Source organism: Sutcliffiella horikoshii (assembly GCF_021991925.1).
Taxonomy (GTDB): domain Bacteria; phylum Bacillota; class Bacilli; order Bacillales; family Bacillaceae_I; genus Sutcliffiella_A; species Sutcliffiella_A horikoshii_F.
This window is the reverse complement of record NZ_RXZI01000009.1, coordinates 61528-80682: the sequence shown is the minus strand read 5'-3', so window position 1 is coordinate 80682 and position 19155 is coordinate 61528. Positions and strand designations below refer to the sequence as shown.

General features: G+C 44.7%; 20 protein-coding genes and 1 other annotated feature (1 of these 21 only partly in view). Of the genes, 17 read left to right on the top strand and 3 right to left on the bottom strand.

Translation table 11 applies throughout. The features are described 5' to 3' along the window. Positions 1-132: a binding site (T-box leader), on the top strand (it extends 71 nt beyond the left edge of the window). 263 nt (positions 133-395) lie between these two features. From proS to EKQ44_RS18695, 3 genes are all read left to right on the top strand, one after another. Continuing rightward, positions 396-1829: a proline--tRNA ligase gene (gene proS / locus EKQ44_RS18705; protein WP_237665073.1), complete on the top strand. Its 1434-nt coding sequence runs from the start codon at positions 396-398 to the stop codon at positions 1827-1829. 21 nt (positions 1830-1850) lie between these two features. After that, a complete protein-coding gene (locus tag EKQ44_RS18700; RefSeq protein WP_237665072.1) occupies positions 1851-3014 on the top strand; it encodes a MalY/PatB family protein in 1164 nt (387 codons plus the stop codon). Between the two features lie 83 nt (positions 3015-3097). Then, on the top strand, positions 3098-3307 hold the full coding sequence (locus EKQ44_RS18695; protein ID WP_237665071.1) for a hypothetical protein: 210 nt from the start codon (positions 3098-3100) through the stop codon (positions 3305-3307). A gap of 91 nt (positions 3308-3398) precedes the next feature. Here EKQ44_RS18695 and EKQ44_RS18690 read toward each other — a convergent pair whose 3' ends face one another. Further along, complete coding sequence (locus tag EKQ44_RS18690) at positions 3399-4313, bottom strand: ketopantoate reductase family protein (protein ID WP_237665070.1); 915 nt, start codon at positions 4311-4313, stop codon at positions 3399-3401. A gap of 226 nt (positions 4314-4539) precedes the next feature. Here EKQ44_RS18690 and EKQ44_RS18685 point away from each other — a divergent pair, with 226 nt between their 5' ends. The 6 genes from EKQ44_RS18685 (at position 4540) to egtD (ending at position 10159) form a co-directional block, all read left to right on the top strand. Beyond that, positions 4540-5301: a class I SAM-dependent methyltransferase gene (locus EKQ44_RS18685; RefSeq protein ID WP_237665069.1), complete on the top strand. Its 762-nt coding sequence runs from the start codon at positions 4540-4542 to the stop codon at positions 5299-5301. A gap of 281 nt (positions 5302-5582) precedes the next feature. Continuing rightward, complete coding sequence (locus EKQ44_RS18680) at positions 5583-6608, top strand: serine hydrolase domain-containing protein (protein ID WP_237665068.1); 1026 nt, start codon at positions 5583-5585, stop codon at positions 6606-6608. A 45-nt stretch (positions 6609-6653) separates the two neighbouring features. Next, on the top strand, positions 6654-6845 hold the full coding sequence (locus tag EKQ44_RS18675) for a hypothetical protein (protein ID WP_237665067.1): 192 nt from the start codon (positions 6654-6656) through the stop codon (positions 6843-6845). A 438-nt stretch (positions 6846-7283) separates the two neighbouring features. Beyond that, positions 7284-7910, top strand: coding sequence for a flavodoxin family protein (locus EKQ44_RS18670; protein ID WP_237665066.1), 627 nt, complete (start codon positions 7284-7286; stop codon positions 7908-7910). A 24-nt stretch (positions 7911-7934) separates the two neighbouring features. Beyond that, positions 7935-9200 (top strand): ergothioneine biosynthesis protein EgtB, encoded by a 1266-nt coding sequence (gene egtB / locus EKQ44_RS18665; protein WP_237665065.1) that lies wholly within the window; start codon positions 7935-7937, stop codon positions 9198-9200. Then, a complete protein-coding gene (gene egtD / locus EKQ44_RS18660) occupies positions 9197-10159 on the top strand; it encodes an L-histidine N(alpha)-methyltransferase (RefSeq protein WP_237665064.1) in 963 nt (320 codons plus the stop codon). Before egtB ends, egtD begins: the two co-directional genes overlap by 4 nt. A gap of 53 nt (positions 10160-10212) precedes the next feature. On the opposite strand, the gene EKQ44_RS18655 is transcribed toward egtD, so the two are convergent. Then, entirely contained in the window at positions 10213-12069 is a 1857-nt protein-coding gene (locus EKQ44_RS18655; RefSeq protein WP_237665063.1) for a M4 family metallopeptidase, read from the bottom strand. Positions 12070-12430: 361 nt separating this feature from the next. Between EKQ44_RS18655 and EKQ44_RS18650 the strand changes: the two genes are divergently transcribed. After that, positions 12431-12973, top strand: a complete 543-nt coding sequence (locus tag EKQ44_RS18650; RefSeq protein ID WP_237665062.1) for a GNAT family N-acetyltransferase — start codon at positions 12431-12433, stop codon at positions 12971-12973. Between the two features lie 408 nt (positions 12974-13381). Here the strand turns inward: EKQ44_RS18650 and EKQ44_RS18645 are convergent, their stop codons facing one another. Next, the gene (locus EKQ44_RS18645; RefSeq protein WP_237665061.1) at positions 13382-14146 is read right to left on the bottom strand and encodes a DeoR/GlpR family DNA-binding transcription regulator; all 765 of its coding nucleotides are present in this window, start codon (positions 14144-14146) and stop codon (positions 13382-13384) included. Positions 14147-14323: 177 nt separating this feature from the next. On the opposite strand from EKQ44_RS18645, the gene EKQ44_RS18640 reads away from it, so the two are divergent. From EKQ44_RS18640 to EKQ44_RS18610, 7 genes are read left to right on the top strand one after another with little or no spacing between them, the layout of a single operon-like run. Further along, positions 14324-15628: a GNAT family N-acetyltransferase gene (locus EKQ44_RS18640; protein ID WP_237665060.1), complete on the top strand. Its 1305-nt coding sequence runs from the start codon at positions 14324-14326 to the stop codon at positions 15626-15628. After that, positions 15625-16170 carry a short-chain dehydrogenase gene (locus tag EKQ44_RS18635; RefSeq protein WP_237665059.1) on the top strand — a complete coding sequence of 182 codons (546 nt, stop codon included), beginning with the start codon at positions 15625-15627 and terminating at the stop codon, positions 16168-16170. The genes EKQ44_RS18640 and EKQ44_RS18635 overlap by 4 nt, the downstream gene beginning before the upstream one ends. A gap of 12 nt (positions 16171-16182) precedes the next feature. After that, positions 16183-16542 (top strand): YybH family protein, encoded by a 360-nt coding sequence (locus tag EKQ44_RS18630; protein ID WP_237665058.1) that lies wholly within the window; start codon positions 16183-16185, stop codon positions 16540-16542. A gap of 31 nt (positions 16543-16573) precedes the next feature. Then, on the top strand, positions 16574-17353 hold the full coding sequence (locus EKQ44_RS18625) for a Cof-type HAD-IIB family hydrolase (RefSeq protein WP_237665057.1): 780 nt from the start codon (positions 16574-16576) through the stop codon (positions 17351-17353). 13 nt (positions 17354-17366) lie between these two features. Next, positions 17367-17927, top strand: a complete 561-nt coding sequence (locus EKQ44_RS18620; protein ID WP_237665056.1) for a GNAT family N-acetyltransferase — start codon at positions 17367-17369, stop codon at positions 17925-17927. 31 nt (positions 17928-17958) lie between these two features. Next, positions 17959-18588, top strand: a complete 630-nt coding sequence (locus EKQ44_RS18615; protein ID WP_237665055.1) for a hypothetical protein — start codon at positions 17959-17961, stop codon at positions 18586-18588. A gap of 15 nt (positions 18589-18603) precedes the next feature. After that, positions 18604-19155: a GNAT family N-acetyltransferase gene (locus tag EKQ44_RS18610; RefSeq protein WP_237665054.1), complete on the top strand. Its 552-nt coding sequence runs from the start codon at positions 18604-18606 to the stop codon at positions 19153-19155.

The window sequence follows — 19155 nt, the reverse complement described above, 5'->3', positions numbered from 1 at the left end:
GCCATAGATGAGCATTTGAACCTGCCTCTGAGTTCTGCATCAGAAACGGTGCAGCGGTTCAAAACCGTTACCATGAAAGAGAGTGAAGCTTTGCTTTGAATAAGGGTGGTACCGCCGGAAATGGTCCCTTATTTAAAGCGGGGCTTTTTTTATTAATCTGAAAAATGGGTTTGGCATCAACTCGGGTTCTTTTGGCACGAACTCGTCTCATTTTGGCACGAACTCGGGGCATTTCCGCACGAACTCACTTCATTTTGGCACGAACTTTCAAAAAAGCCGTTCTCGCTGACTTGTGAAATGTTGATTTCCGTACAAAAGGCAGCAGCTTTTAAGCCTAAGTGGTCACTAACAACTAGTAAAATCGCATAAATTTTTAAAAAAAGGAGCAAACCAACATGTCCAATAAAAATTTCGTAGAAAAAATCACTAATATGGACGAAGACTTCGCGCAATGGTACACAGACGTCGTCACCAAAGCCGAACTCGTCGACTATTCCAGCGTCCGCGGCAGCATGATCATCCGCCCATACGGCTATGCGCTATGGGAAAACATTAAAGATGCGCTCGATAAAAGAATCAAAGAAACCGGCCACGAGAATGTTTACATGCCACTCTTCATTCCGGAGAGTCTCTTGCAAAAAGAAAAGGACCACATTGAAGGCTTTGCACCGGAAGTAGCCTGGGTTACCCATGGCGGCGATGAAAAGCTACAAGAACGCTTAGTGGTCCGTCCAACATCTGAAGTACTTTTCGGTGAACATTATAAAAACATCATCCATTCCTATCGCGATCTGCCAAAGCTCTACAACCAGTGGGCAAATGTCGTTCGTTGGGAAAAAACAACCAGGCCTTTCCTTAGAACACTTGAATTCCTCTGGCAAGAAGGGCACACCTGCCATGAGACAGACGAACAGGCGCACGAGGAAACGGTAAAAATGCTCAACGTCTATGCGGAAATCTGTGAGGATATCTTGGCCATCCCTGTTATCAAAGGCCAAAAAACCGAAAAGGAAAAGTTCGCCGGAGCCAAATACACCTACACCATCGAAAGCCTGATGCATGACGGAAAAGCATTGCAATCGGCAACCTCCCATCATCTTGGGGATGGTTTTGCCAAGGCATTCGGCATTCAATTCCTGAACCGTGAAGGCAAGCAAGAATATGTCCAGCAAACCTCTTGGGGCTTCACGACCCGAATCATTGGAGCCATGATCATGGTCCACGGCGATGACCGAGGTCTTGTCGTTCCTCCAAGGATTGCGCCAACGCAGGTGATGATTGTGCCAATCGCTCAGCATAAAGAAGGGGTCCTTGATTTTGCTTATGACCTGAAAGAAAAGCTATCCACTTCACTTCGCGTCGGAATTGACGCCAGCGACAAAAAGCCTGGCTGGAAATTCAACGAGTACGAAATGAAGGGGATTCCACTAAGGCTGGAAGCAGGGCCACGCGATATCGAACAACAACAAGTAGTCCTTGTCCGCCGTGACACAGGCGAGAAAATAATCACACCTATGGAAGGACTGGAAGCAAAGATCCAAGAAGTTCTCGAAGACATCCAGAAAAACCTTTTAGAAAAAGCACGTTCCCATCGCGAAGCGAAAACGAGTGTGGCCACGACTTTTGAAGATTTCAAAGAGCAAATAGAAGACAAAGGTGGCTTCATCAAAGCGATGTGGTGTGGCGAGCAAGTGTGCGAGGACAAAATAAAAGAGGAAACAAGCGCCACCTCCCGTTGTATGCCTTTTGAACAAGAACAGGTAGCCGAAACTTGTGTGTGTTGCGGAAATGAAGCGAAACATATGGTATATTGGGCTAAGGCATACTAGATCGATTAAGGGGAGAAAGCCATGCAACTGGAAAAATTCATCGACCGCAGAAAGACGCATTCCGTCAAATGGTTCATCGAAGATCAAGATATCATCCCGCTCTGCATCGCAGATATGGATTTCCAGGTTTCTGAAGAGATTGTCAGTGCCATCAGCCAAAAGGCTACTCATGGAATCTATGGGTACAGTACATTTTGCGCCCGGTACTATGACGCGATAGAATACTGGTGGAAAACGCAATACGATTGGGAGCTCAAGCAGGAATGGATCTCGTTCAGTCCGGGCATCATCCCAGGGATGAACCTTTTATTGAAAGCATTAACGCAACCGGGTGATTCGGTAATCGTGCAAGACCCTGTGTATTATCCGTTCTTTTCTACCATCCAAACACAAGGATGTACCATCTTGCATAATTCCCTCCTTTATTCGGAGGAAGGCTATAAAATGGACTTCGAGGATTTTGAAGAAAAAGCAGCTCAGCCAAATACAAAGGTGTTCATCCTTTGCAGCCCGCACAATCCGGTTGGCAGAGTTTGGACTCGTGAAGAGTTACGTAAGATCGGGGAGATTTGCGAAAAGCATGGAGTGATGGTCATCTCAGACGAAATGCATGGCGACCTCACCTATCCGGGGCACAAGCATATTCCATTCGCAAAAGTGCATCCTGACCATCTGGACTTTTCCATCACCTGCGCGGCACCAAGCAAGACGTTCAACATTGCGGGAATGCAAAGCTCTATTTTTATCATTCCGAATAAAGACATTAGAGAGAAATATGAAACATTGTTGAATGGATTTGGATTGATGCGTCCCAACGCTTTCGCGGTAGAAGGGACCATCGCCGCCTACTATAAGGGATTGCCGTGGCTGCAAGAAGTGAAGGAGTACTTAAATGACAACCTAGAGTATGTCTACACCTACTTGAAAGAGCATATTCCTGCTATAAAAGTAGTGAAACCGGAGGCAACTCATTTGATCTGGCTGGATTGCCGGGAGCTCGGAATTGCTGCAGATGAATTGCACGCCTTCTTTTTAGAAAAAGCGGGCGTCCGCCTAGACGAAGGAATGAAATTTGGAGCGGGAGGGCAAGGCTTCGAACGCATAAACATCGCTTGTCCGCGTGAGGTGCTGACGGAAGCGCTATTAAGGATGAAAGCGGCAATAAAAGAATGGGAAACCTGCTGACGCAAATTTTTGCGGGCAGGTTTTTTCTTTAGGGAAATTTCCTCCTGAGAGCGAGATGAAGACCTCTGTGGTGAGATATTTGGGTGAGAGAGGTCCTCATCGGTGTTATGAGAACCTTGGCGGTGGGAGATTTGCTTGAGAGAGGTACTCATTGGCGTAATGAAGACCTTGGTGGGGAGGGATTGGCATTAGAGGTCCTCATTGGCGCAATGAAGACCTTGATCGGGAGAGGTTTGCGTGAGGGAGGTCTTCATCGCTGTAAGGAAGACCTTGGTGTAAGGAGGTATGCGTGAACGAGGTCCTCATCCACTAACCCCTCTTGCAAACCCAAAAGTAAAAAGCTCAGAGCCACTCGACCCTAAGCTTTCAAAAGTATAACCCCTACTATCTTTGCCCCTCATAAATCCGCAAGTTGGCATAAATCTTCTCCAGAGTAGGAGCAGCTATCCCTCGCTCCTTCGCGATCCCAAGCAGATAACCATAAAAATGATTAGCCTCTACAGCCAATCCTTTTTCCATGTCACGCTGCATCGAAGACTTCATGCCTGCTTCGATGGAATGAAGCTTATCCCAGTTTCCATCCACAATGTTCTCTGCAAGAGGTGCATCCACACTTTTCATAATGGCGGCAGCTTCATTTAGAGTTTGTTTGATGGTGTCCGCACCGAGCTCATCCTCCCGTATCGGGCCGATTGGTGAACGGAACAATGTCGTGACCCCTGCCAAGGTAGCAATGAAAAGGTACTTATGCCACATGGCTTGTCCAATATTTTCGGATAAAACAAAGTTGGCTTTGGTGCCACTGAAAGAGGTAACAAGCCTCTCAACCCGTTCAGACTTTCCGCCATCCAGTTCACCGAAAACGAGATCATGAATGGCACTTGTCTGAATGATGGCCCCTTGTTCGTCCAAGGTCGACTCCACAAAGCAAAGTCCACCAATCACGTTGGACTCGTCGAAGGCCGTACTTAATTTTTCCATATGTGCTATCCCGTTAAGCAAGGGGACAATGGTCGTGTCCGGTCCGACATAACTTCTGAAGTCCTCCACCGCAGAACCTAAATGGTAGGCTTTCATAGATAATAAAATGACATCGAACGCTTCCGCTTTCTCTCCACTGACAAGTAGCTTGGGTTTTAGTGTGGCATCACCATGGGCACTTTTGATGACAAGGCCGGTTTCTTCTAGTTGCTTCTTCCGTTTTTCCCTCACAAGGAACGTTACATCCTCGCCTTTTTCCACTAAACGTCCGCCAAAATATCCACCAACGGCACCTGCCCCGACAACAAGTATCTTCACCTGCAATCCCTCCCTGTTATGTATGGCTTTATTGTAACAGGTTTGGAGAAAAATCTGGCCGGGAAAGCATTTGTCTCACTTATTTCAACTATTTGGTATAGTAGAAGAAAAGAAAAATAGGAGACAACCCAATGAATCTACTTGAACACAACATATAAAACCGTATGCGCGGACCTCCAAGCCTATCAGGCACCAGCTACTGAATTTTAAAAATGGAGGTAACTTAATGAAAACTGATCAACTTTTCCAACACTATTTAAAAGAAGCAGAAACCGATTTTTCCGGATGGGATTTCTCCCATATAACAGAAACTGGCCGTCTTGCAACAGGGATGCTTTCCTGGTCATACGGCAGCATGGCAAAAACATTGATGGCAAAAGCTACTTCCATGCTCGATATGGGAACAGGTGGAGGGGAATTGCTTTCCAAGCTGCAGCCCTTCCCGCAAACTGTCTGTGCAACCGAAGGCTACCAACCGAACTTTCCTCTTGCAAAAGAACGACTGGAACCACTCGGTGTAAGGGTGGTCAAAGTGGAGCCTGACAACCAGCTCTTTTTTCCAGACAAGTACTTTGACCTGATTATCAACAAACATGAAGAGTACGATTCGAGTGAGGTGAGAAGAGTTCTGCAAGAGGGGGGAACATTCCTTACTCAGCAGGTCGGGTGGAGTGACTGCCAGGACATCAATAGACTTCTGGGAGCACCGATTAATGAAGAGTATGCTCACTGGGATCTTGAATTTGCACACAAACAGCTCGAGGATTACGGTTTTCAGGTCCTAATCAGTAAAAAGGAATATCCTATACAGCGCTTTTACGATATCGGTGCGCTCATTTATTATTTGAAAGCCATTCCGTGGCAGGTGGTGGATTTCAGGGTAGAAGATTACCTGGATCCCTTGTACGACCTTCATCTGAAAATTAATCGGGAAGGATATCTGGATATCAGGCAAGACCGTTTTATTTTGAAAGCGACAGGCAAATAACTTTATAATCGTGGTGTTTGTCGAACGGTGTCGTTATATAGTATTTGGATTGTATTTGGGTGGGAACGGACAGTATATGCACGGAGGCGGACTGTATTTGCCCTAGTTCCGACAGTAAATGCCTTTGTTTGGACAGTAACCGGCAACTCGCCTCCGTTTTACTGCGTCAGTTCCATCCTTAATTTCCTAAATAGTGTGATAATATATATATTGAGTCTATAACCGCATATATAATGTCACCCGTCCCCCGAGTCAAAAGGATATAAAGGGGTTTAATCCAAGTGAAAGTAAAAAACGTAGAATTAGAAACAAAAGTAGCTAAAAAGGTAAGCGAAATAGACTTTTCAGGTGTGATACATGTGGAGAACCGTACTGGTATCATCCATGCTAGTGCCCATGGCTTTTCCAATTGGGCAGAATCCATTTCCAACACTACCAATACGAGATTCGGAATTGCATCAGGCTGTAAGCTTTTCACTGCGATTGGCATATGTCAGTTAGTGGAGAGGGGAACCATATCGCTTCAATCAAACGTAAGCAGCTTGTTGGACCATTCTTTCCCTCATTTCAACAGGGAGGTGACGGTCCACCATCTGTTGACCCACTCATCTGGTATACCAGATTATTTTGATGAAGATGAAATGGATGATTTTGAAGAGATATGGGTGGAGAATCCAATGTATCACATGAGAAAATTAGAAGATTTCCTCCCAATGTTTCAACATCAACAGATGAAATTCAACCCAGGCGAAAAATTCCACTATAATAATGCCGGCTATATTTTATTGGGGTTGATCATCGAAAAGGTAGCGGGCGTTCCTTTTACTGATTATGTGGAGGAACATATTTTTAACCCGGCACGAATGGCCGATTCCGGTTATTTCTCTTTAGATCGATTGCCTGGCAGAACGGCACTTGGTTACATGGAAGAGGAAGATGGTTCCTGGAAAACCAACAGTTACTCCATCCCGATAAAAGGCGGAGCGGACGGTGGTGCCTATGTTACGGCAGGCGACATGGCGAAATTATGGCAAGCACTGATGAACGGGAAGTTAGTAAGTAAAGAAATGCTTGCCAAAATGCTCACACCTTGGATTCAAACAGATAACGAAAGAGATTCCTATGGCTATGGAATCTGGATCGAGAAAGAGGCGGACGGGATAGTAAAATATCATGTCATGGGGTATGACCCAGGTGTAAGCTTCGCATCAGGCTTCTATCCGGGCTCAGAAACGATAGTTGTGATTCCGTCCAATAAAGAAAGTGGCCCCCATAAGCTGATGTATTTGCTGGAAGACTTGATCTGAATAAAGAAGAGAGACATATCTGTTAGGTGCAGGTGTGTCTTTTTTTTGCGTTTATTTATCATAAGGGGCGTCATGCCTCTAGGGGTATTGGTGGGCGGAATGCTTGGTGACGTGTGGGGAGTGAGGCCTTTATACTTTTTGATAGGCTTTATGATTGCTGGTGTCGCGTTGGTAGGGATGTTGCTACCGTATTTTAGGTTTATGGATGCGGAGATGGAGGAGCGGAAGGTATCTTGATGGGGGACGGCTATGGTCGCTCCCTTTTAATTTGTGTCGATGTGTGTCGAATGACGGTTATCTAGGCAAAAGTGGTTGATAAAATGAAAAAGTGGCGGATAAATCTAAAAAGTGGCGGATAAAATTCAAAAGTTGTTGGATAAAATGTAACGTTGTATTGAAAAGCTCATCTGTCAAAGGTGATTTTCCGTATATTTAGTCACAATAGTGCTTTAATTGCCCACTTCACCTCCAACTTGTTGGTTCCACTCTCCATAATACTACTGAAAATCCTCCAATTTGCGTTAAAACCCCAAATCCCTGCCCCCCACCCCTCTCTTCACAAACTCTTAACCAAAACCACACCCACCAAATGTATCTTTTTACGTTTTAATTTCCTTTAATAGGGTAAAGAATACTATTTTCCAAATTCCAAAATTTAAAGGAGGACTTTCCAAAATGACAAAAGCACTTTTCCTTAATTGTTCACTAAAATCTTCAAACGAAGAATCCAATACAGAAGCACTTATGAAAGAGGTCATCACTCACTTCAACAAAGAAAACGTAACATCCGAGATTGTAAGGATCGTAGATTACAATATAAAATTCGGTGTTAGCGAGGACGAGGGCTATGGGGATGAATGGCCAGAAGTGTTCAACAAGGTGAAGCAGGCGGATATCATCATCATCGGAACACCGGTGTGGCTTGGTGAGAAGAGCAGTGTTGCGAAAATGGTAATGGAACGACTTGATGGAGGAAGTGGACTAACGAACGACAAAGGACAATATATTTACTATAACAAAGTAGTAGGGGTGGTCATAACAGGGAACGAAGATGGTGCGAAAAATGCGGCTTCTTCCATTCTGTACGGCTTGACGCATATAGGATTTACGATCCCACCGAATGTGGATACATACTGGGTTGGCGAAGCCGGACCGGGACCGTCCTATATCGAAGCTGAAGGATATAAGAATGACTTTACGATGGAGCATGCCAAAATCATGGCGTACAACCTCATGCACTTTGCTAGAATGCTGAAAGAGAACCCAATCCCCGCCGAGGGTAATGTAGTCGAACAAAGCTAGAATCCAATAAAAGGAGCGGTATCCATGGAAACACAAACAATTAAATCAATTTCTCAGCGGTTTATGAATGTGCGTGACCTCACCATGAAACTTGTTCAACCATTGGAGACGGAAGATTTCATTATTCAATCACACCCGGATGTCAGCCCGCCCAAATGGCATCTGGCCCATACCACATGGTTCTTTGAGCGCTTTGTCCTTAAAGAGTACTTCGAGAACTACAGAGAGTTCCATCCAACTTACGATTTTCTTTTTAATTCCTATTACGAGACAGTTGGTCCTTTCCAGCCAAGGCATCAGCGCGGCGTTCTCTCAAGACCAAGCATCCAAGACATTTTCCAATACCGCAGTTATATTGATAATTATGTGGTGGACCTGCTCGAGCAGCATCAAAATACGAATTCCGAACAAACTGACAAAATCCATAGCCTTATAGAAATCGGCATGCAGCATGAGCAGCAGCACCAGGAGCTGATTTTGATGGATGTGAAATACAACTTCTTTGTCAATCCTTTGCATCCCGTCTATAAAGAATCCAAATCTACATCATCTGAAAAAAGAGAACCATCCTTCCATATATACGATGGGGGTCTCGTTGAAATCGGACACAATGGCGAAGGGTTTGCTTTTGATAATGAAGGGCCGAATCATAAAGTATGGCTCGAGCCATATAAGCTGGCTGACCAGCCTGTCACAAACGGTGAGTACTTGGAATTCATCGAAGCCGGCGGATATCAGAAACCTTATTACTGGCTATCCGACGGTTGGAATACGGTGAAAAAAAATGACTGGCAGGCTCCGCTTTATTGGAGTAAGGACGAGGATGGCGAGTGGTATATTTTCACCTTGGCAGGCAAAAAGAAGCTTGATCTCTATCAGCCTGTAGTACATGTCAGCTTCTATGAGGCGGATGCCTTCAGCAGATGGAAGGGCAAGCGCCTGCCGACAGAAGCGGAATGGGAGCATGCGGCAAGGGATCTCGAGATCAAAGGGAACACGATGGATACCGGAAACTATCATCCTGCCGCATCCAATCAATCAGCCGGATCCAAGATGTTTGGTGATGTGTGGGAATGGACTGCAAGCGCCTATTCGCCATACCCGGGAAGCAAGCCGCTTGAAGGGGCGCTTGGCGAATATAATGCTAAATTCATGTGCAACCAGATGGTGCTGCGCGGAGGATCCTGTGCCACACCGCAGGACCATATCCGAAACACCTACCGCAATTTCTTTCCAGCTGACAAACGCTGGCAGTTCAGCGGATTCCGATTAGCGGAGGATGCACTATGAGACTACTAGAAAACAATATCCAGAGCTATGACTTTTATATAGAAAAAGAAAACATGCATGACGAAATAGCAAAAGGACTCGCAGCTCCTGTGAAAACCATTTCCTCAAAATTTTTATATGACCATCGTGGTTCCGAATTGTTTGAGATGATAACAGAGCTTGAGGAGTACTATCCGACGCGCACCGAAAGGAGTATTTTCAACGATAAGATCCAGGAAATCACGCTCGCTGTTGGGGATGTCCAGACCTTGATAGAATATGGCAGTGGAAGCAGCAACAAAATTAAAGCGTTGCTTCATCATTTCACGAGTCTTAAAGAATACGTCCCGATTGATATCTCACGGGACTTTCTCTTTCAATCTAGCTTGGAGCTTGCGATGCAATTTCCTCATATCACCATAAAGGCGGTATGTGGGGACTATACGGCTCCTCTTACCTTGCCGTTAGAGCCGAGTGGCAAAAAGGTCATCTTTTTCCCTGGTTCTACCATCGGAAACTTCGAGCCGGTGGATGTCCGGAATTTCCTGATGAAGTCTGCCCAGCTTTTGGACGAAGGAGACGGTTTCCTTATTGGGGTCGATACGAAAAAGGACCTCCACACGTTAGAGAGTGCATATGATGACAAAAAAGGGGTCACCGCCGCATTCAATCTCAATCTCCTCACAAGGATGAACAGGGAGCTTGGGGCAAACTTCAACGAGGAACAGTTTGAACACCTCGCTTACTATAACGTGGAAAAGGGTCGTATTGAAATGCACCTTGAAAGTCAGTGCGATCAGCAGGTGATCATCGGTGAGCATGAATTCTCCTTCCGGGAAGGCGAAACCATCCACACGGAAAATTCTTATAAATACTCAATTGATGAATTCCAGACGATGGCATTGGAATGCGGATTCAGGCCGAGCAAGGTGTGGACAGATGTTGAGGAGAAATTCAGTGTGCATTATTTAGAAAAATAAATGTAAAAAAACAGTGCCTCTAATGTTAAGGAGGCACTGTTTTTTTGTTTTACTTAAAACTGTGGTGCTCTTGGATTGTCATTCACAGACCAGCCTTCATATAGACCGATATCGTCAAATGCTCCCAAGAATGCGTTATACTCGTCACTGCCCTCACCATAAAGGTCGATGGCAGATTGTAAGATCGCTTCACGGAACTCTGCAAAAGAAGCATCATAGTGCAGGTAGTCGTATGCGCGGTACCAAGTATCGGCAACCACTGTTCTACCCATACCATACTCTTCTGCTACAAGGTAGGCAGAGTGCTGGAGGATCGTACAGTTGATGTGTACGCCACCATTATCCATGTTCGCAGGCAGGTAGTAGTACTCATCCATATGGGCAGGGTAGCGACCTTCACCATCAATGCTGTAAGGCCAGTACACCGCACCTGTTGGGAATTTACCAGGATCCTCATTGCTTCGAAGAGCCGTTCTGCCATTCGCCAACCATTCCTCACCCATGATGTCCTCACCGATATCCCAGTTGCTGTCATCTACTAGTGCAGCAAAAGTATCTGAGTAAGCCTCATTGATGGCACCTGTTTCAAAGCGGTAGCGAAGTCCGCCATTGTAATGTGTGATACCGTGAACCATTTCGTGCGCCGTTACATCGAGGGCAGCAAGTGGAATGAATTGTTTTCCATCGCCATCTCCATAAGTCATCATCGCGATTCCGTTACTCCAGAAGGCGTTGTTGTATTCTTTCCAGTAGTGAACACGGGAATTGATTGCCATTCCGTTTCCATCCAAGGAGTTACGTCCATGGTTATTAAGGAAATAGTCATACACGATACGGGAGTTGGAATGCGCGTCCACTGCAGGACCTTGTCCAACCGTTTCCCATGTGCTGCTGTCCCCAGTGTATTCTACATCTTTCCAAGCAGCATTCTTGTTGGAATATAACCACATTTGATTGGACGTATTTTTCATATTATAGGTGAAAATTCCGTTCATCTGTGGAGATGTGTAATCCGCAAGGAAGAACTGGGACCCCTCTCCACTGCCAGGAACATTTCCATGTGAAAGGTTCAACAGCTTTGTTAAACCAGTCGTACCTAAGCCAGAACCACGCGCTGGCTTTAATTTTCCAGCATTCTCAACGGCTTTCGGATTTGGACCCTGCTCCACTTTTAGAGCAGAAGAACCTTCTACTTCGTTCGTTCCAATAATGTCTTCAAAGAAACCTAAACCGGTCATCGCGTTATATTGATCTAGCACTTTCCCATTGTGGGCATCCACATACACATACCAGTTTCCAGCTTCGCCTTCGAAAAACTCGAGGTTTACGCGGTAAGCAAGATGATAGTCTTCTTCAAGTGGATAGATGATTAACTCAGAGGACTCAACAGGGACTTCTGCTGGAGCGTCAACCGCTGCTTTCGCTTCTGTTACCGCTTTGTCCGCTTGGATGGAAGGTGTGGTGTTGATGTTTAAGGAATCTAATTTTGTATCGAAGTTTCCATTTACAGTCGTAATTTCATTCTTTTCATTAAAATGCACATTTAGTTCATTTCGATCGACCGGAACGCCATTTTTAGTCTGCTGCAGGCGAACGTGGGTCATCCCAAGGTCATCGGTTGTTGCTCTTACTTCCTTCAAATCTTTCTCCGGATTGTTCATGTGGAAAAAGTCCTTATGTTTACCAAGAAACTTCTTCGCATTCTGAGCATCTGCCTTTGCTTGCTTTTCTGAAAGAATCCCAGCTACAAAGGAAGGTGGTCCTTGATTGCCTTTATTGTCGACAACCCTTACCTTTCCTTTACTTTTAAATTCCTGTAGCGAGCTCGCCGCGTTCGACGATGGTCCACCGGAGAAAAGACCGGCGAAGATAAGGAATACTACTGCAGCTAAAATAAAAATCTTCTTCAAATAAACCCATCCCCTCTAAATATTTAGTGTTACGAAAATATCGGGTTGCGATATTTCGACAAGTTCATCGTAATGCAAAGGTGGAAAATGGTAAACAGACTATTCAGACTATTTTTAAGGTCAGTGGAACTTGAATGCGGGGAAAATGATAAGATATGACAGGATTTGCTAAGGCTTAAGACGCGGTAACGTGGTAAAGTACGTAGGATATTTATCCTGTTTTTTGGAAGGAGAAGTTTGGAATTTAATGTAGAAAACAAGTTAAATGATTGTTTAGAAGTATGGACAATGCTGAATAGATGTATATAATAGGAAAATATTACTTAGATTTTCTATTTTAGGATGGGAGAGGAATAGGAATATGAATATTTCTTTAGAGACAGAAAGATTACTATTGCGCAAATTAGAGTTAAATGATGCCGATCGTGTCGAAGAACTGGCAAGTGATTATGAACTTGCCAAAACAACACTGAACGTGCCCCACCCCTATCCTCCGGGATCTGCGGGGGATTTCATTCAAAGTATGTGGAAAGCAGAAGAGAGGGGAATGGTGGTATTTGCGATTGTGGAAAAAGAGAGTGACAGTTTGATAGGTATCATCAATATCAAGCAGACGCTTGCTTACAAACGCGGCGAGCTTGGATACTGGGTCGGCCGTCCTTACTGGGGGAAAGGGTATGGGACCGAGTCGGCACGTGAAGTGGTTGCATATGGTTTTGAAGAGCTTGGCCTAAACAAGGTGTTCGCTGGTGCATTCACCGATAACCCCGGATCCTGGCGCATCATGGAGAAAGTCGGCATGAAGCACGAAGGAACCTGGCGTCAGCATGCGATGAGGGACGGGAGATTTGTGGATCTCGTTTATTATGGGGTGTTGCGGGAGGAGTTTGAGAGGGAACGTTAATTTTTTATGGACATTCATCCCAGGGGATTCTGGGGGAATGTCTTTTTTAGATGGGGAGGATTAGGGTGGAACATGGGGACTGGGGCTTTGGCACGAACTTGGGGTATTTTGGCACGAACTAGGGGTGTTTTGGCACGAACTTGAGGGATTTTGGCACGAACTCGGGGCGTTTTGGCACCAACTTGGAGATTTTCTGCATTAACTCTATGTGTTTTGGGTTTCATACCACTTCAATGAACCCCGGATCTCAAGCTCGTTATCAAATCCGGGTTCCATAGGCCCTCTATGACCCCCGAATTCCATTTTCCTCATCAAATCTGAGTCCCATACGTCATCTTTTACCTGTTTATTTTCATCAAAAAAAAAACGACAGTACCCATCCATACTGTCGCTTTCCTTTTACAAATGCTATTCCCCTGCCATCAAAACCTCCACCCCAGCAGCCTTCAACGCATCTACTTTCTCCTTATCTGTCTCCGCATCCGTAATCACCACATCCAACTTTCCAACAGGGTACATGCCGGCGAACATCTCTTGCCCGACCTTGGTGTGCTCAAACATGGCAACCAGTTTCTTCGAGTTATCATAAACCGTCTTATAAAATATGGCCACTTCCGGCGTTGCGGTGCTCAGGCCTTTTGTAGAAAGAGCCCCTGCTGTTGCAAAACACAAATCAACGGTGAACTGTCGTGCGAATTCGTTCGCCAATGCATCTGTAATGTTACCGGAGCTTTTTACATTCCCACCAATTAAGAAGGTCGAAATGTTTGCAGAACCGCGCAAAGCATACGCAATTTCAAGTGAGTTGGTCAGCACCGTAAAAGGAATGTCCTTTGGTAGATATTTGAGCAACACATAATGGATCGACGCTCCACCGATAAATACTGTCTGGTTGGCTTTTACATATCCTGCAGCCATTTTGGCAATCGCATTCTGGTGTTCCGTGCCTTCCCCAAAGCGCTCTGAAGGAGGACGTGGCTTGGTACGAACGGATGCTACCGGAATCGCGCCCCCGTGTGTGCGTTTCAATAATCCCTGTTCCTCCATAATGGATAAATCCCTGCGGATGGAATCGATCGACATGTTGAATTGATCCGCCAAATCCTTCGCCAACACTCTTCCGTCCTGTTCTAATACCTTCAAAATTTCTCCCCGTCTTTCATCAGTAAACAAGATCATCACCCCAATGTTTAATTTCAACTTCTTTCCTATTATTTCATGTTTATTCCTGTTTAGTCAATATTAAAATGCCTTTTTATTCTTTTTTATTCCGTTTTGTATTATTTAAAAGGAGAAAACGAGAAGAAAATCGAAATATGTGGAATGCTTTTTTTTAGAAAGGTGATAGAAATGATGGAAAAGATTCCTGAAAGCGTACAAAAGGTTTTAGCCCTTTACATAGATAAATGTAATCAAGCGTTACCAGGACTGCTCGAGGGACTATATCTGCATGGATCCCTCGCAATAGGTGCGTACATAGAAGGAGAAAGTGACGTCGATTTTGTTGCGGTGACAAGTCGAAAGCTGACAAATAAAGAGGCGGCTCTTTTAAAAGATATTCACTTAAACCATGCAGAAACATGCAAACACCCGCAGTTGGATGGCATATATGCGCAATCCTCCAACTTAGCAGGTGAAGGCTATTTTTATAATGAAGGAACCTTTGGTAAAGCGGTTCACGATATACCGGTGACGTGGTGGTTGCTCAAGAACAAAGGGATAACAATCCTAGGGCAGGCAGCAAGCGAGCTCCCAATCAACGTAACAACAGAAAACCTCACAGCCTATGTGCGAAAAAACATGAATGACTACTGGGCAACAAGAATATCTGCCATGGAACAAAAGCAAGATCAACTTATCAATTATCCAGTCAAACACATAGAAGCGGAAATGGAATGGACGGTGCTGGGGTTGCTTCGTCAATTTTACACATTAAAGGAAGAAAATATCATTTCCAAGTTGGCTGCAGGAGAGTATGGATTGCGTGAATTTGAACCGAAATGGCATGGCCTAATACAAGAAGCAATCAACATTCGTCAAGGAAAACCAGAAAGAAGCTTTATTACAAACGAAGAGAGAGTTAATACCATGATACAGTTTGCTAAAGAGCTTATACAATTTTGTAATAAAAATGGACTTGGAGCAAAAACGAATCATAGTAAGAGTGAGGTTCAACTAGAAGCCTTTCAAACAGAACACCTGGAATATCTAGTAGGATACGAGCTTACAGAGAGTCAGCTGGAATTTACTTCTTATCCAAGGGACGCATTGAAGGCTTGTGAAGCGGATAAGGGAAGGCATCCCGTAGTTATTTTAAAGAATGGGAACCCTGCAGGCTTTTTCGTCCTTTATCAGGGTGAAGAGATTCCTTGTTATACGGACAATCCTAATGCCATTCTTTTGCGGGCATATTCCATTTCCCTACGATCTCAAGGACAAGGCATTGCAGGGAAGTCACTAGAGTTGCTTCCAGATTACGTGGGGCTGAATTTCCCTCAGGTGGATGAGGTGGTTTTGGCGGTAAATCGAAGAAATGAAGCGGCTCAGCGGGTTTACTTGAGGGCTGGGTTCGAAGACAGTGGAAAAAGAGTAATGGGGCGTATGGGAGAGCAATTTGTGTACCGATTGAAAGTAAAAGGAGAGAAAATGCCATGAAACATGCACTGGTGGTTGGTGGAACCGGGATGCTTTCAGAGGTATGCACTTGGTTAGTGGATCAGGATTATCATGTTTCTGTAATCGGAAGGAATCCTGAGAAAATGAGCCGCCTTGTAGGGAAAACAGATAAGGATAAAATAACTTCACTACTTGTCGACTATAAAAAAGTAGATCAATTAAACATGCTTCTCAAACAAACTATTCTTGAAAATGGTCCATTCACATTGGTTGTTGCGTGGGTTCATACTGGTGGAGAGCAAGGGTTAGGAAAACTAATTGAAATTGTGGCAGAAACAAATGGAACAAGTGAGTTGTATCATGTACTTGGAAGTAGGGCAAAGCTGGCGGAAGTGAAAAGTGCCCTCCACATTCCAAGGACTTGTAGCTACCATCAAGTCCAACTCGGCTTCAAGTTAGAGGAGGACACAGGAAGATGGCTGAAAAACCATGAGATTGCTGAAGGAGTTATAGAAGCTATTCAGTATAAAGCACCAACTTTCCTTGTCGGGGTGTTGGAACCAGCAGAAATGAGACCGTGAAGGAGAATACTTATGAGCTATCAAACTGCACTAAATCAATACATCAAAGCAACTAACACCCACAACTTCGATCAAGTGGAAAAATTGCTTCACGCCAATGTGGTCTATTGGTTCACCAATAAATCCTGCACAACCATGGAAGAAATCCGAGCGTTTTTCGAAAAGGCATGGGACACGATCAAAGAAGAAGTTTATTCGGCAAAGGATGTGCAGTGGATTGCGGTGGATGAGCACACGGCCACATGCCTCTACACCTTTCATTATGAAGGGTATATGAACGGAGAGTTCATTTCTGGCAGCGGGCGTGCAACCAACGTATTTGTAAAAGAAGAGGGACAATGGAAGTTGATTCACGAGCATTTGAGCCGATAAAAAGGAAAAAGGTTTGTAAAAGGGGAATGTTATGAACTGCAAAATAGTATTTTTCGATATTGATGGCACCCTTACACATCACGAGGATGGCAGTATTTCAGAGAGAACAATAGCCGCCATTCAAACGTTAAAAGAGAAAGGGATTATCGTGGTTGCTGCAACCGGCAGACCATTGTCCATGTGCGAGGAGATTCGGGAACTTGGAATTGACACGTTTATCACTGCCAATGGAGGCTATGCGAAGCATCTAGAAGAGGTCATTCACAAGATTCCGCTCGATAAAAAAGTGATGGAAGAAGTGGTTCAGTTCGCTTCGGAACAAAAACACGGACTTTCTTTTTATACGGAAGGCTTCCATATGAACGGGGTGGAAGAACCGCGGATCGCACAAGCTTTGAAAGAAACACTGGGGATACTAGGGTTAGAGGACTATTCGGTGATGGACCACACCAAAGAACAGGAAGTCTATCTCATGTGCTTGTTTGCAGCAGAAGACATGATAGAGCCATACACGGAACGATTCCCTCACCTGACATTCAGGAGGTGGCATCCATATATCTTGAATGTATTGCAAGAGGATGTTTCTAAATCTGTTGCGATTATGAAACTACTAAACTACTTCGGTATCGACAAGTCCGAGGCAGTCGCCTTCGGGGACGGGGAGAATGACATCGACATGCTCGAGCTTGTGGGATGCGGCATAGCAATGGGGAACGGCAGTGAAAGGTTGAAATCGGTTGCTGACTTTGTCACCAAGAAATCTAGTGAAGATGGAATTGACTATGCATTGAAAAAACTACAAATCATTTAGGGGGAACACAACCATGTTCATACATAAAATTGATGAGGAACTATCTTTGAAACTAGCGGAGGAAAAAGATGCGGAGCGACTTTTTAAAATTACCGACAACTCCAGGGACTATTTGCGCGAGTGGCTGCCATGGCTGGACTTTACAAAAAAAGTGGAGGACTCCAGGGATTTTATAAAAGGAACGAGACAAGGGTATGCGGAAAATAAATCAATGACCACATTGATCCTTTATAAAGGCGAAATTGTTGGTGTAGCAGGCTACAACACACTTGACTGGACCAATAAAGTGGTAACAATCGGCTATTGGCTGGATAAGGATTATCAAGGGAATGGCATCATGACAAGAGTGGCGGAAGCGTTGACGGACTATGCCATCACGGAACTAGGGATGAACCGGGTCGATATCCGTGCTGCGGTGGAGAATGTGAAAAGCAGGTCGATTCCAGAAAGACTAGGATTTACGTTGGAAGGGAAAATCCGTCAAGGGGAATGGCTGTATGACCATTATGTAGATCACGCAGTGTACGGAATGCTTGCAGAGGATTGGGAAAAACGAAAAGCTGGAGGAATGTAAGCTGAAGCGGAAAATTTTATGGTGGGGTTCAGTGGGAATCATTCTGGCCTTGCTCCTGTCGTTTGTCTTTTGGGGATCGCCTTGGGGGCTTTGGACGAAAAAGCAGGCTTTTGAAGCCTATTTGGAAGAAAAGTATGGGAAAGATTTTGTCATCGAAGATATCTCGTTTGATTTTTTCAACACAAGAAAATATCACGCTTATGCGTATGCAAAAGATGCGCCAAATATTTTATCTTATGTTGGGCAGAACCGGTACACAGGTGAAACGGAAGATGGGTATGGATTCGAGGTTTGGAGTTATACGGCAAACGAGGAGATTGGCCCAATCATTGAAAAGTATTATCCGAATCCCTCTAATTATGGGGTTAGTTTGATGTTTCCTGAAACAGAACCCAAAGAAGTAATAGGGGCTGATTATAAAAAGCATGTAACAGTTGAAGTGGGAGTCTCCGTTGAAAATATCCGAGTGAACAGCGCGAACAGCGAGAGGGAAGTCGAACGTGCTTTCTTTCTGTTACAAGCATTAAAGGATAATGAAGTTCCTCTCCATCATTTTGCAATCAGCTATGAGAACAGGATCCTTCAATTGCAGGAGAATGAGATTTCTAGCATTAACAGCTTGGAGGCCTTGGGGGACTATTTGACGGAGTATCGCAGATAAGGAGGTAGAACAAGTATGGCTTTTCATATATGGGAAGGTGCAGCCGTTCGTTTGCGACCGATCCAGCCTTCAGATTGGGAAAGATTCCACCAGGACGGAATGGATTCAGAGATTGCCAGATTGAATGACGCCATCTATGGGCCAAGGTCGGAAGAGGGCACCAAAAGATGGACAGAAAGGGAGTCCGAAAAGGGCTGGGATGGCCATAACTTCAGGCTTGCTATCGAGAACTTTGCGGGTGAACTTGTCGGTAGCATCAGCACAAACAGTTGCGATCCTCAAAATGGCACGTTCAGCTATGGTGTCAGTATTTTCCGGGAGCATTGGAAAAAAGGATATGCGAGTGATGCAGTCCTGGTCGTTCTTCGCTACTTTTTCGGGGAACTAAGATATCAAAAGGTAAATGCCCATGTGTACGCCTTTAACGAAGGCTCTATTAAGTTGCATGAACGTCTCGGATTTGTGGAAGAGGGACGCTTGCGTAATATGGTATACACAGATGGGGGCTACCATGATGTGTTGTTATTCGGCCTGACGCACGAAGAATTTAAAGAAAGGAGCAGATAG